The sequence below is a fragment of the Rhodococcus sp. GXMU-t2271 genome (genome assembly GCF_041414735.1).
GTDB lineage: Bacteria > Actinomycetota > Actinomycetes > Mycobacteriales > Mycobacteriaceae > Rhodococcus > Rhodococcus indonesiensis.
In genome coordinates this window covers 93,645-105,675 of sequence record NZ_JAUIZP010000036.1, presented here as the reverse complement: position 1 = coordinate 105,675, position 12,031 = coordinate 93,645, and the positions used below count along the sequence as shown (strand labels likewise).

The 12,031-nt window shown below is 70.7% G+C and carries 14 protein-coding genes; 5 read left to right on the top strand and 9 right to left on the bottom strand.

Annotated features, from left to right (window positions below; all coding sequences use genetic code 11):
* Positions 1-3: 3 nt before the first annotated feature.
* The gene (locus QYS60_RS14410) at positions 4-417 is read right to left on the bottom strand and encodes a DUF3592 domain-containing protein (protein ID WP_289379478.1); all 414 of its coding nucleotides are present in this window, start codon (positions 415-417) and stop codon (positions 4-6) included.
* A 7-nt stretch (positions 418-424) separates the two neighbouring features.
* Entirely contained in the window at positions 425-2,044 is a 1,620-nt protein-coding gene (menD, locus tag QYS60_RS14405; RefSeq protein WP_289379477.1) for a 2-succinyl-5-enolpyruvyl-6-hydroxy-3-cyclohexene-1-carboxylic-acid synthase, read from the bottom strand.
* Positions 2,045-2,126: 82 nt separating this feature from the next.
* Here menD and QYS60_RS14400 point away from each other — a divergent pair, with 82 nt between their 5' ends.
* Entirely contained in the window at positions 2,127-2,714 is a 588-nt protein-coding gene (locus tag QYS60_RS14400; RefSeq protein ID WP_289379476.1) for a flavin reductase family protein, read from the top strand.
* A gap of 76 nt (positions 2,715-2,790) precedes the next feature.
* Entirely contained in the window at positions 2,791-3,630 is an 840-nt protein-coding gene (locus tag QYS60_RS14395) for a siderophore-interacting protein (RefSeq protein ID WP_289379475.1), read from the top strand.
* Positions 3,631-3,675: 45 nt separating this feature from the next.
* Here the strand turns inward: QYS60_RS14395 and QYS60_RS14390 are convergent, their stop codons facing one another.
* From QYS60_RS14390 to QYS60_RS14380, 3 genes are all read right to left on the bottom strand, one after another.
* Positions 3,676-4,116: a hypothetical protein gene (locus QYS60_RS14390; RefSeq protein ID WP_040783088.1), complete on the bottom strand. Its 441-nt coding sequence runs from the start codon at positions 4,114-4,116 to the stop codon at positions 3,676-3,678.
* A gap of 70 nt (positions 4,117-4,186) precedes the next feature.
* Entirely contained in the window at positions 4,187-5,170 is a 984-nt protein-coding gene (locus tag QYS60_RS14385) for an o-succinylbenzoate synthase (protein WP_289379474.1), read from the bottom strand.
* Complete coding sequence (locus QYS60_RS14380; RefSeq protein ID WP_289379473.1) at positions 5,167-5,805, bottom strand: PaaI family thioesterase; 639 nt, start codon at positions 5,803-5,805, stop codon at positions 5,167-5,169. The genes QYS60_RS14385 and QYS60_RS14380 overlap by 4 nt, the downstream gene beginning before the upstream one ends.
* 149 nt (positions 5,806-5,954) lie before the next feature.
* Here QYS60_RS14380 and QYS60_RS14375 point away from each other — a divergent pair, with 149 nt between their 5' ends.
* From QYS60_RS14375 to QYS60_RS14365, 3 genes are all read left to right on the top strand, one after another.
* On the top strand, positions 5,955-6,848 hold the full coding sequence (locus QYS60_RS14375) for a 1,4-dihydroxy-2-naphthoyl-CoA synthase (protein WP_003937599.1): 894 nt from the start codon (positions 5,955-5,957) through the stop codon (positions 6,846-6,848).
* 124 nt (positions 6,849-6,972) lie between these two features.
* The gene (locus QYS60_RS14370; RefSeq protein WP_289379472.1) at positions 6,973-7,419 is read left to right on the top strand and encodes a hypothetical protein; all 447 of its coding nucleotides are present in this window, start codon (positions 6,973-6,975) and stop codon (positions 7,417-7,419) included.
* 1 nt (position 7,420) lies between these two features.
* Complete coding sequence (locus QYS60_RS14365) at positions 7,421-7,801, top strand: VOC family protein (protein WP_003937597.1); 381 nt, start codon at positions 7,421-7,423, stop codon at positions 7,799-7,801.
* A 51-nt stretch (positions 7,802-7,852) separates the two neighbouring features.
* Here the strand turns inward: QYS60_RS14365 and QYS60_RS14360 are convergent, their stop codons facing one another.
* Genes QYS60_RS14360 through QYS60_RS14345 form a run of 4 tightly spaced genes read right to left on the bottom strand, consistent with a single transcriptional unit; the run spans position 7,853 to position 11,970 of the window.
* On the bottom strand, positions 7,853-8,212 hold the full coding sequence (locus QYS60_RS14360; protein WP_003937596.1) for a hypothetical protein: 360 nt from the start codon (positions 8,210-8,212) through the stop codon (positions 7,853-7,855).
* 2 nt (positions 8,213-8,214) lie between these two features.
* Positions 8,215-8,958 (bottom strand): ABC transporter ATP-binding protein, encoded by a 744-nt coding sequence (locus tag QYS60_RS14355; protein WP_119699925.1) that lies wholly within the window; start codon positions 8,956-8,958, stop codon positions 8,215-8,217.
* Positions 8,955-9,692 carry an ABC transporter ATP-binding protein gene (locus tag QYS60_RS14350; protein ID WP_371383485.1) on the bottom strand — a complete coding sequence of 246 codons (738 nt, stop codon included), beginning with the start codon at positions 9,690-9,692 and terminating at the stop codon, positions 8,955-8,957. Before QYS60_RS14350 ends, QYS60_RS14355 begins: the two co-directional genes overlap by 4 nt.
* On the bottom strand, positions 9,685-11,970 hold the full coding sequence (locus QYS60_RS14345; protein WP_371383484.1) for an ABC transporter permease: 2,286 nt from the start codon (positions 11,968-11,970) through the stop codon (positions 9,685-9,687). The genes QYS60_RS14350 and QYS60_RS14345 overlap by 8 nt, the downstream gene beginning before the upstream one ends.
* Positions 11,971-12,031: the final 61 nt, after the last annotated feature.

Here is a 12,031-nt window from a genome sequence, read left to right as displayed (position 1 = left end):
CCGCTACGCGCGCGCCTCGCTGCGCCGCCGGAGGTACGCGAGCACAGGTGCCGCGACCAGCCAGGTCACCACGATCAACGAGGCGGCGGGCACGAGAGCGACCCGGACGTCGCGGCCGGTGACCCGCACCAGGTCGGGGTCGCTGCGGGCGTATTCGACGGCGATCCGCTGCCCCGCCGTGAGTCCCGTCGGATACAGCACACCGAGCTCGGGATTGTGGGTGACGCCGTCGGGGGTGACGAAGCTGATCGCCGAGCGCAGCGACCCGGCGGAAAGCACCTCTGCGGTGGCAGTGCCCATGTCGGAGGCGATCAGATGGTCGTTGCGCCACGCCGCGAGGACCAGGATCACGGCGAGCACCGAGATGCCGATCGCGACGCCGAGCACCGCCCGGCGTGCCCTGTCGATTCCGCTCATGCGTCCGTCACAGCTGGGCGCGCACGGCCGCGTGCAGTTCCCGCAGGCCGGAGCGGTCGGTGATCACCTCGAGCACCCGGATACCGCCGGGGGGCTCGGTCCGGTCGGCCAGCGTGGCGGTCAGTGCGGGAAGGTCCACCCGCTCGTGTGGTACCCGGTACGCGGCACACAGCGCGGCGAGGTCCATGCCGTGCGGGGTGCCGAACACCCGCTCGAAGACGCCGGCGTACTGCGGGTCGCCCTGCTCGAGCAGCTCGAAGATGCCACCGCCGTCGTCGTTGGCGACGACGACGGTCAGGTTCTGCGGTCGCGGTTCGGCGGTGCCGATCAGCAGCCCCGAGGCGTCGTGCAGGAACGTCAGGTCGCCCATCAGAGCGACGGTGCGGCCCTGGGGGTAGGCCAGGGCGGCGCCGACGGCGGTCGAGACGGTGCCGTCGATACCCGCGACACCCCGGTTGGAGAGCACTCGCACTCCGTCGCGCGGGTAGCTCACCAGCGCCGCGTCGCGCACCGGGTTGGAGGCCCCGAGCAGCAGCTGGTCCCCTTCTCGCAGCGCATCGGTGACCGTCGCCGCGACGTGCAAGCCGGTCGGCTTCGGATGGGCGTCGAGCTGAGCGCGCACCGCCTTGTCGGTGTGGGCGGACAGGTTCCGGCAGCGTTCCAGCCAGGCCGGATCGGGCCGGCCGGTGACGACGGCGCGAGTGCCGGTGGCGAGAACGTTGCCGGACACGTCGGGCCAGCGGGGTCCGGTGGTGAGGGCGTAGACCGCCACCGAGGGATCGGCGAGCAGCTTGGAGACCGGCCGGTGCAGAGTCGGCCTGCCGGTGATGATCGCCTGCCGCGGTTTCAGATGCGGCAGCGCCATCGGATGCAGCGGGACACCGTGGAGCGGCGCGGTGGGTTCGGCGACGGTCGGCAGGGCCGACAGTTCGGGCCGGTAGGCGGAGCCGTGCCCGGAGATCACCACGGTGTCGGCGGTGATGTCGAGGTCCATCGGCACGTCGAGGGTGGCGTGCACGGTGGTGGTCCAGGCGCTGCCGTCGGCGCGGCCCTCGGGCACCGGGCCCTGGGGATGCACGTCCGGAACGAGTGGCTCGCGCAGAGGGATGTCGAAGTGGACGGGACCGGCGTTGCCGGAGCGGGTGCCGCGGGCGGCGGCGAGGACGCGGCTGACCGCGGAACGCCACTGGCTGTTCTGCTCGATCCCTTCCGCCAGGCCGAGGCTGATGGTGGCGCGGACCTGGGTGCCGAACATGCCGAGCTGTTCGACGGTCTGGTTGGCGCCGGTGCCGAGCAGCTCGTAGGGCCGGTTGGCGCTGAGCACCACGAGCGGCACCCGGGCGTAGTTGGCTTCGAGCACGGCCGGCGCGAGGTTGGCGACGGCGGTGCCGGAGGTCATCACGACGGGCACCGGACGGCCGGAGGCAACGGACAGGCCGATCGCGAGGAATCCGGCGGTGCGCTCGTCGATGCGCATGTGCAGCCGCAACCGGCCCGCGTTGTCGGCGGCCTGCAGCGCGAAGGCGAGCGGTGCGTTGCGGGAGCCGGGGCACAGCACGACGTCGCGGACGCCCCCTCGGGCGAGTTCGTCGACGACGGCGGTGGCCTGGGCGGTGGACGGGTTCACGGAACCCAGAGTAGTGCGGGACAAACGACGCACCCCGGTCCCCTGGGCGGCACGGGACGGGGGTCACAGTGACAATGGATCGATGCGCACCGTCTTCGATCCCAGCGAGCTGGGCACCGGCCGCTTCTACCGACTGATGACCGCCGCGATCGTGCCGCGGCCGATCGCGTGGGTGTCGACGGTGTCCGCAGACGGTGTGCCCAACGTCGCGCCGTACAGCTTCTTCACCGTCGCCGCCGTGAACCCGCCGGTGGTGCAGTTCACCTCGGTGGGACGCAAGGACAGCGTCCGCAACATCGAGGAGACCGGCGAGTTCGTGATCAACGTCGCGACCGTGCCGCTGATGGAACGGGTCAACGCGACGTCGGCGGGGTTCGCCCCCGACGTGGACGAGTTCGCGACCGTGGGCCTGCGGCCCGAGCGCAGCGAGCGGGTGCATCCACCCCGAGTGGCGGAGTCGCCGGCCGCGATCGAGTGCACGCTGCACCGGGTGATCGAGGTCGGGGACTGCTTCGTGGTGATGGGCGACGTGGTGGCCGTGTCGGTCCGGGCCGACGTGCTGGCCGAGGACGGGTTGCCCGACTTTGCGGCGCTGGCACCGGCGAGCCGCCTGGGGCGGAACGAGTGGGGTCTGACGCCGCAGGTGCGCCACCTCGATCGACCCGAATGATAGGTTAGCCTCCGCTGATTTGATCGTCGATCGAGTTTCGCCGACGACCCCCGGCGTCTCGGGACGGAGGTTCTGTATGGCTGCGCGCACCACGACCCGGACGCCTCCCGCCACCCGCGAGATCGTCACCGCCCACGTCCTTGCGACCGAACCACTCGGTGCGAGCTTCGTGCGCGTGACCCTCGGCGGCGACGGACTCGCCCGGTTCGCGCCGATGGGGTTCGACCAGTGGTTCCGGATGTTCCTGCCCGGTCCCGGCCGGCACGAGCCGACCCTGCCGGCAGCCGCCGACCACAGCTGGTGGCCGCAGATGCAGGCGATGCCGGAACAGGTGCGTCCGATCCTGCGCAACTACACGGTGCGCGATTATCGGGCGGCAGGCTGCGGCCGCTACGGGTCCGGAGCGGAACTCGTCGTGGACGTCGCGACCCACGGCGACACCGGGCCGGCGTCGGCGTGGGCGCGGAAAGCGGAACCGGGCGCGGCGCTCGCGCTGCTCGACGAGGGCATCATGTTCCACCGCCCGGCCGGGGCGGCCTGGCAGATCGTCGTGGGCGACGAGAGTGCGCTGCCGGCGATCGCCGGCATCCTCATGTCGTCGGCGGAGCGGAACGACGCGACGGTCACGGAGGTGTTCGTCGAGGTTTCCCAGCTCGAGGACGTCGTGGCGCAGAACCTGGTACCGGGACCGCGGACCCGCGTGCACCCGGTGATCCGGACGGATGTGCGGCCCGGAGCACAGGTGCTCGACGCGGTGCGCGCCGCGGAGCTGCCGGACGGGCCGGGCTACGGATTCGTCGTGGGAGAGTCCGGGTTGGTGACGACGATGCGCCGTCACCTCGTGCGGGAGCGGGGCCTGGAGAAGTCGGCCGTGACGTTCAGCGGCTACTGGAAGTACGGGGCCGCCGCGTACTGAGATGGTGCCCTTCCGGTCCAGGACCGGAAGGGCACCACGGCCGTCTCAGCCGGCGTGCTTCTGCACCAGCGCGCCCACGCGGGGCAGGGCCTCGACGACGTGCTTCTGCGCCGACGGACGCAGCTTGTCGTAGACCTTCTTGATCGCCGTGCGCGACGAGGCCGCGATGCGCGCGTCCGTCACACCGAGCAGCGCGTCCGCGACCGTCTCGCTGCGGGCGGTGAGGTAGTCGGCGAAGTCACCGTTGCCGGCGTAGTCCTGCCAGAACGGCTGGATCTTGGCGACGAACTCCGGCAGCAGACCCTCGACGGCGCTGGGCACGATCGACGGGCCGAGCTTCGTCACTGCCGCATAGCCGGCCTTGAGCGCGAGACCCGACGCACCCTTCTTGTCCGCCACCTCGGCGTCGATCAGCGCCTCGACGTCGGCGACGACCGCCGGGACCTTGTCGGCGCCGAGCAGGGCATCATCCAGAGCTGCAACCACTTCCACTGCCTCCGTAATGTGACTCGTGAGTACGAACGCCCGGAACGATATACGACGACCCGAGCCGCACCTAGTCGAGCGCGGCGCGGCAGCGCCGCACCCGGTCGAACCACCAGCGCGCCCGTTCGGGGTCGGCTCGCACGGTGCCGAGGAGCGCCGGATCCGGCGTCACCTGCTCCACCGGGAGCTCCCCGTCGGCCATCGTCCGTGGCGCTGCCACATCGGCGGTGAAGAACCCACCCGTGCCCAGCCCGCACGCGTAGGGCAGCGCGGGCAGCGCGGCCGCGGCGGCCAGTCCGGCCCCCATGCCGACGGCCGAATCGAGTGCGCTCGACACCACCACCGGCACGCCGTGCCCGGCCAGCTCGTCGGCCAGCGTCAGCAGCCGTCGCATCCCACCGAGCGGGGCCACCTTGACCACTGCCACGTCGGCGCCGCCGGCCCGGACCACCTTCAGGGGGTCTTCGGCGCGCCGGATGCTCTCGTCCGCCGCGATCGGCACGTCGGGCATGCGGCGACGCACCTCGACCAGTTCGGGAACGCTCGCGCAGGGTTGCTCGGCGTACTCGAGCGGGCCGTCGGCGACGAGTTCCCCGAGCGCCACGACGGCCTCGTCGACGCTCCACCCGCCGTTCGCGTCGATGCGGACGTTGGGCACCAGCTCGCGCACGGCCCGGACCCGTGCGACGTCCTGGGCCAGGTCCTGTCCGCGCTCGGCGACCTTGACCTTCGCGGTGCGGGCTCCGGGGAACCGGGCCAGGATCTGCGGCACGTCGCCGGGGCCGACGGCCGGGACGGTCGCGTTGACGGGCACGGTGTCCCTGCGCGGAGCCGGAGGCCCGAGCCACGCGGATTCGAGGGCCGAACGCAGCCAGTGGGCCGCCTCCTCGTCGGCGTACTCGGGGAACGGCCCGAATTCTCCCCACCCGGCGGGACCCCGCACGAGCACGAGCTCCCGTGCGGTGATGCCGCGGAACCGCACCCGCATGGGCAGCGACACCACGACGGCGGCGTCGAGGATCTCGTCGAGGGGCGGCAGGTCCGCAGCGGTCACGGCTGGCCGGGCCGCAACTGGACCATCAGGGCCTCGCAGTCGGCGAGCAGCGTGCCGTCGAGGTCGCGCAGCTCGGCCGAACAGAACAACTTGCGCCCGTCGACCCGGTCGACCCGGCCCTCGACGACGAGTTCGGTCTCGAGCGGAGTGATCTTGCGGTAGTTCACGTGCAGGTAGGCGGTGCGGGCGATGGGATGACCGGCCGCGTGGACGACCATTCCGAACAGGTCGTCGAACAGCAGGGGAAGGGTTCCGCCGTGCGCCGCGCTGTTGCCGCCGCGGTGATAGATCCGGAACGTGCCCCGCGAGCGAACCGACTCGGCATCGAACTTCTCGAGCATCCACGGCAGCATCAGCAGGCTGCCGCGGCCGGGCAGGTCGACGTTGAAGCCGGCCGGAGACCGGCCTTCGGGCACGACGTGCGGCTCGAGCAGGTCCCCCAGCGCCTCGGCCTGCTCGATGGCGCGGTCGACGACGTCGTCGGGGATGTGGGTGGAGACAGCGAGATCCTGCAGTCGCCGCAGGGCCTCGACGAAGCGGCCGAAGTTCGGTCCCGCCTTCACGGGCGTGTACACCGGGAACCCGCCGTGGTGTTCGTACTCGGCGTCCACCGTGCTGTCCGTCTGCTCGCTCATCCCTGCACGGTAACGCGTTCCAGCACGACCGGCTCCCGGCAGGACCGGGTTCCGGCAGGACCGTGGCCAGCAGGACCGTGGCCCAGCAGGACCGTGGCCCAGCAGGGCGTGGGTGCCGGGACGGCGCGTCGGAGATCTATGGTCGACGGGTGACTTTCCATTCCGAGCTGTGGCGGCCCGTACCCGGGTTCGAGAACCTCACCGACATCACCTACCACCGGCACGTCACGCAGGGCACCGTCCGCGTCGCGTTCGACCGGCCGGAGGTGCGCAACGCGTTTCGTCCGCACACCGTCGACGAGTTGTACCGGGCGCTGGACCACGCCCGCATGACGTCCGACGTCGGCGCGGTGCTCCTGACCGGCAACGGGCCCAGCCCGAAGGACGGCGGCTGGGCCTTCTGCTCCGGCGGCGACCAGCGGATCCGTGGGCGCAGCGGCTACCAGTACGCGAACGGCGAAACCGCCGACACCGTGGACCGGGCCCGGGCGGGCCGGCTGCACATCCTCGAGGTGCAGCGGCTGATCCGGTTCATGCCGAAGGTCGTGATCGCTCTCGTCAACGGCTGGGCCGCCGGCGGTGGGCACAGTCTGCACGTCACGTGCGACCTGACCCTCGCGTCCCGGGAACACGCCCGGTTCAAGCAGACCGACGCCGACGTGGGCAGCTTCGACGGCGGCTACGGCAGCGCGTACCTCGCGAAGATGGTGGGGCAGAAGTTCGCCCGCGAGATCTTCTTCCTCGGTGAGACCTACACCGCGGAGGAGATGCACCACATGGGTGCGGTCAACCGCGTCGTCGACCACGCCGAGCTCGAGAACGTCGCGCTCGAATGGGCCGCGAAGATCAACGGCAAATCCCCGCAGGCCCAGCGCATGCTCAAGTACGCGTTCAACCTGCAGGACGACGGGCTCGTCGGCCAGCAGCTGTTCGCGGGCGAGGCCACACGGCTGGCGTACATGACCGACGAGGCGGTCGAGGGTCGCGATGCGTTCCTGCAGAAGCGCGAACCGGACTGGTCGCCCTACCCCTGGCACTACTGAGCGGGAGTTGCCGGTGCCGAGCGGGAGGTTGTCGCCTCGTCGTTCGAGTGCGGTGCGCGACAACGTCCCGCTCGTCGCGAGAACGTCCCGATTGAAACGGCCCGAATCGGGCACACTCCTGACCATGACGGATCGCGAGCAACCACTCCCCGACCACATCCGGCCCGACGGCGTCTCCGACGAGACGGTCGAGGCCGCCGGCAAACTCTCCGAAGCGCTCGAGACAGTCGAGCAGGCCCGCGGCAACCTGTACGCCTTCCATCAGCTGATGGGCCGGGCCGACCTGCTGCTCGGCGACGCCGTCGACAAGCTCGCCGAAGCGGGTCACCACGAACTCGCGGACCGGGTCCGGACGGAGATGGTGGGACGCAACGTCCTCGAGGGACGGTGGACCTTCCAGATCGTGGAGGACTTCGACGACGGCTACTGGACGGAGTTCCGTGAGCTCGACCGGCAGGTGCGCGACGAGCTGGTCCGCGGCCGCCGGCATCTGTTCGAGGCGGAGATGAAGGAGGACCGCCGCACCCACGGGCGACGCGGGCACGAGGCCCGACCGGCCGAGGACGGTTGAGATGGAGATTCTCGCCGGCCGGACGATCCTGCGGCCGTCCGACTACGACGTCGCCCTGGAGTTCTACGGCGACGTCCTGGGCCTGGCGATCTATCGCGAATATCCCGGCGGGACGGTGTTCTTCGCCGGTCAGTCGCTCATCGAGGTGGCCGCGCACGGCGGCAGCGCCCGGCCTCAGCACTTCGAGGGCGCACTGTGGCTGCAGGTGCGCGACGTCTACAACGCGGAGGCCGAGTTGGTGACGAAGGGCGTCCCCATCGTCCGGGGGGCCCGGCAGGAGCCGTGGGGTCTGCACGAGCTGTGGATCGCGGATCCGGACGGCATCCCGATCGTGCTCGTGCAGATCCCCGCCGATCACCCCCTGCGCCGCGACACCCGCTGAGCGGTGTGTCCTTCGGGCTGCCCGGGCAGTACGAAGGACACACCGGCCGCGTCAGCGGCGGGTTTGGAGGGCAGCCGCGATCTGCTCGGTGTGGGCCTGCGACTCGTAGAGCTGACGCAGCAGCCACAGCCTCAGCACGCGGGCGATCGCGCCGGCGACGTACAGCGCGGCGCCGAGGATCGCGACGATCAGCAGCGCCGTGGCGAGGATCTGGTACGACGCGATGTTGCGCAGGTCCGCCTGGGTGAGCGAGGCGAAGTAGACGACGAACGCCGCGACGGCACCGCCGATCATCAGCACGAGGCCGCCGATTCGTGCGGGGCCGTCCCCCTTCGCGGATCCGGTGTCGAGCTTCAGCTCCGCCGCGTCCTGCCGGAACTTGGCGCGCCGCTCCTCGGTGAGTGCGGTCATGGTCATCCTCCTAGATAACTGGTCGAAAGTTCGTTCTCGATGTCGGCCGGATCCCCGATCCGCACGACGCGGCCCTGCAGCATCAGTGCGGCCGACGTCGCGATGGGCAGCACCGCCCGCGCGAACTGCTCGGCGACGAGGATCGACAACCCGTCCTCGACTAGCCGGCCGACGATGTCGTACATCTCGGTGACGATCCGCGGGGCGAGCCCCATGGACAGTTCGTCGAGCAGCAGCACGGTGGGAGCGGTGCCCAGGGCGCGCGACAGGGCGAGCATCTGCTGCTCGCCGCCCGACATCGAACCCGCGAGCTGGCCGCGCCGCTTCCCGAGGATCGGGAAGCGCTCGTAGGCGACGGTCTCGAGGTCCTCGAGCGACACGCCGGTGCCGGTGGCGACCCACAGGTTCTCCCGGACGGTGAGGTTGGGGAAGATCCCCCGCCCCTCCGGGATGGTGCAGACGCCGAGCCGGGCGAGCGCGGCGGCGTCGACACCGTTGACGACGCGACCGGCGACGCGCAGTTCGCCGTGCTCGACGGGCAGGACGCCCGAGCACACCCGAAGCGTCGTGGTCTTGCCGCCGCCGTTCGGCCCGAGCAGGGCGACCACCGAGCCCGGCTGCAGCGTGAGGTTCACCCCGTGCAGCACTTCGATGGGTCCGTAGCCGGCCCGCACGTCGACCAGCTCGAGCAACGGGGTCGGTTCGTCGCCGGAGATGTCGGCGAGATCGGTGACGGGGGCGTTCATGCCACCTCCTCGGTTCCGATGTATGCGGCGATCACCGCGGGGTCGTTGCGGATCTGCTCCGGGCTGCCCGAGGCGATGAGGGCGCCGTAGTCGAGGACGTGGATGCGCGAGCACACCCGCATCACGAGCGGCAGGTCGTGCTCGACCAGGCAGATCCCGAGGCCGTCGTCGGCGAGCCGGCACAGCAGGTCCGCGAAGTCGTCCGTCTCCTGCTCCGTCTGCCCGGATGCCGGTTCGTCGAGCAGCAGCACGCGCGGCCGGGTCATCAGCGCCCGTGCGACCTCGACGACGCGGGCGCGGCCGGTGGGAATGTCGGAGACGTCCATGTCCGCGACGTCGGTGAGTCCGGTCAGTTCGAGCAGCCGGTCGGTCTCGGCGTCGATGTCGTGGCGGGCACGGGTCGCGGTGCGGTGCATGTCGCCGGCGACCCGCAGGTTGTCGCGCACCGACAGCGACAGGAACAGCTCGAGCCGCTGGAAGGTGCGGGCCAGTCCGCGCCGGGCGCGCTTGTAGGGCGCGGCGCGGGTGAGGTCGACGCCGTCGAGCAGCACCTGCCCGGCGGTCGGCTTCTGCAGTCCGGTAACGGTGTTGAACAGGGTGGTCTTGCCGGCGCCGTTGGGGCCGATCAGCCCCGTCACGGTGCCCGCGGCGACGGATATGCTCACGTCGTCGACGGCGGTGTGCCCGCCGAACCGGACCGTGATGCCCCGGGTCTCGAGCAGGGTGTCAGACATGCGCGCTCAGCTCCTTCGCGACGCTCGCGGACGGTTCGGGCGCCGCCGGGGTGGGCCGCGCCGCGGGCAGGCCCAGTTCCCGGTCCAGCCGGTAGCGCCCCTCGGCGGTGTACGGCTCGTCGAGACCGACTAGTTCGGGCGGGGTGGTGCGGCGCCGTTCCACTTCGTCGGCTCCGAGTACCGCACCGGGCATGAGCCACTCGCCGACGACCGGCAGCAGGAACACGATCGTGATGATCAGGGCCGCGAACCACCAGTTGCCCAGGACGCCCGTCAGGGCCAGGACGTAGAGCAGCGCGATCACGGCGCCGCCGCCGTAGAGCACCGGCCGGGCGGAGAGCAGACGGCGGTAACCCTCGACCATCTGGTGCACACTGCCGGACGGGTTGTGACCCACCCCGATGCCGATCAGCGCGGGGCTGACGGCGGCGATGTTGCCGAGCAGCAGGTACAGGCCCTCGAGTTCGGGCTGCGTCTTGGCGAGGTTGTTGAACGAGACCATGATGACCGCGAAGCCCACGCCGGCCATGACACCGCCGAACAGCGCGCCGCTGACGTATCCGATGCCCGCGACGACCGTGAGCATGAGCAGGGTCAGGCTCACGATGATGTTGAAGTTCTCGCCCGCGACGGCGCCGGTGGCGCTCGACATCAGCACACCGCCGAGCCCGGCGATGGCGGCCGAGAGCATGAACACGCTCAGCTTGAGGGTGATCAGGTTCTGCCCGAGCATGGCCGAGGCGGCGGGACTGTCCTTCATCGCCGCCAGGCGACGACCGTAGCCCCTGTTGCGCAGTGCGACGACACCGACACCGAGCAGCGCGAACAACACCGTCGCCGTCATGAGGAACGTCGTCTCGTCCTGCAGGTCGAGCGGGCCGATCCGCAGCGGCGGGATCACCAGCGAACCACCCGAGAAGATCGAGAACTTCACGCCGAACAGTTCGTGCTCGGTGGTGTCACGCAGCACCATGTTGGAGACGAAGACGCCGAACGCCATGGTGGCGAGCGCGAGGTAGAGACCACGCAGGCGTAGCGCCGGGAGGGCGACGAGCCCGCCGACGAGCGCGGTGACGGCCACGGCGAGCAGCACACCCCACACGGTCAACCTCTGGTCGAGGCCGGTGCCGGTGATCCCGAAGTGGAACACGACGATCGTGGCGATCGCCCCGAACGACAGCGGGGCGAGATTCATCTCCCCCGCGTACCCGGTGAGCAGGGTCAGCGACAGCGCGACGATCGCGAAGGTCATGCCGAGGGTGAAGGTGGTGATCGCGGATTCCACCATGAGCAGCCGGATGAGGTAGACGATCGCGACCAGCGCGACCGCCCACACCACGGCCTTGCGCACGCTCGGCACGTGGTAGCGCTCGCGGGTGCGCATCGCTGCGCCGCGCAGCCGGTCCTGGGGCAGCACGATCAGCACCACGAACAGCGCCACCATGGGCAGCGAGACCCGCAGGTTCGACGTCCACGCCCACGAGGAGGGCGCGTAACCGATCAGGTAGGCGCCGGCGAGGCCCAGGACGAGGGCGCCGACGAAGGTGCGCGGGATGGAGCTGAGCCGACCGAACATGGCGGCCGCGAATGCGTCGATGACGAGCAGGGTGAGCATGTTCGCCTCGAGGCTGCCGCCGCTGATCGGGGTGATCAGCACGCCGGCGAGGACGGCGAGGGTGGAGCCGAGCGCCCACGAGAACGCGGCGATCCGCTCGGGGTTGTGCCCGTTGAGCCGCAGCAGGTCGGGATCGTCGACGACGCCGCGCATCGTGGCGCCGGTCCGGGTGCGCTGGAAGAGCATGCGCAACCCGACCGCGATCCCGACGGCTGCGAGCACGCACAGGATCTCGTGGACCCGGACGAACGCCCCGAGCACCCTGATCCCCGTGTCGTCGCCGAAGAACATGCCCAGCGAGCGGGGCTTCTCCGGATGCCAGAACCACTGGGACAGGAACAGCATCCCCAGCATGATCGAGACGGTCACGACGATCTTGGTGACCTCGGCGGTGTCCCGCAGGCCCCGCATGATCACCACGTACAGCGCCAGGCCCATGAGCGGCCCTGCGAGGAACAGCACCACCAGCAGGGCCAGCGGGACGGGCAGCCCCCAGCCGGCCGTGAGCTGCCAGTAGAGGAATGCGCCGAGCATCGCCTGGGCGCCGTGCGCGAAGTTGAAGATTCCGGAGGTGTTGTAGGTCAGAACGAGCCCGGAGGCCGCGATCGCGTACACGGACCCGAGCACGAGGCCCAGGATCGTGAACGTCACGAATGTGTTCATGGTGAAGCCCTGTCGGTAGAGAACCGGTCGTGTGGAGGCGGGGCGGCGCCGCGCGGGCACC

What these genes read in the sequence shown, in the direction of transcription:
- QYS60_RS14410 (WP_289379478.1), bottom strand. Translation starts at nt 417, where the DNA reads ATGAGCGGAATCGACAGGGCACGCCGGGCGGTGCTCGGCGTCGCGATC.
- QYS60_RS14400 (WP_289379476.1), top strand. Translation starts at nt 2,127, where the DNA reads ATGCGCACCGTCTTCGATCCCAGCGAGCTGGGCACCGGCCGCTTCTAC.
- QYS60_RS14395 (WP_289379475.1), top strand. Translation starts at nt 2,791, where the DNA reads ATGGCTGCGCGCACCACGACCCGGACGCCTCCCGCCACCCGCGAGATC.
- QYS60_RS14380 (WP_289379473.1), bottom strand. Translation starts at nt 5,805, where the DNA reads ATGAGCGAGCAGACGGACAGCACGGTGGACGCCGAGTACGAACACCAC.
- QYS60_RS14370 (WP_289379472.1), top strand. Translation starts at nt 6,973, where the DNA reads ATGACGGATCGCGAGCAACCACTCCCCGACCACATCCGGCCCGACGGC.
- QYS60_RS14365 (WP_003937597.1), top strand. Translation starts at nt 7,421, where the DNA reads ATGGAGATTCTCGCCGGCCGGACGATCCTGCGGCCGTCCGACTACGAC.
- QYS60_RS14360 (WP_003937596.1), bottom strand. Translation starts at nt 8,212, where the DNA reads ATGACCGCACTCACCGAGGAGCGGCGCGCCAAGTTCCGGCAGGACGCG.
- QYS60_RS14355 (WP_119699925.1), bottom strand. Translation starts at nt 8,958, where the DNA reads ATGAACGCCCCCGTCACCGATCTCGCCGACATCTCCGGCGACGAACCG.
- QYS60_RS14350 (WP_371383485.1), bottom strand. Translation starts at nt 9,692, where the DNA reads ATGTCTGACACCCTGCTCGAGACCCGGGGCATCACGGTCCGGTTCGGC.
- QYS60_RS14345 (WP_371383484.1), bottom strand. Translation starts at nt 11,970, where the DNA reads ATGAACACATTCGTGACGTTCACGATCCTGGGCCTCGTGCTCGGGTCC.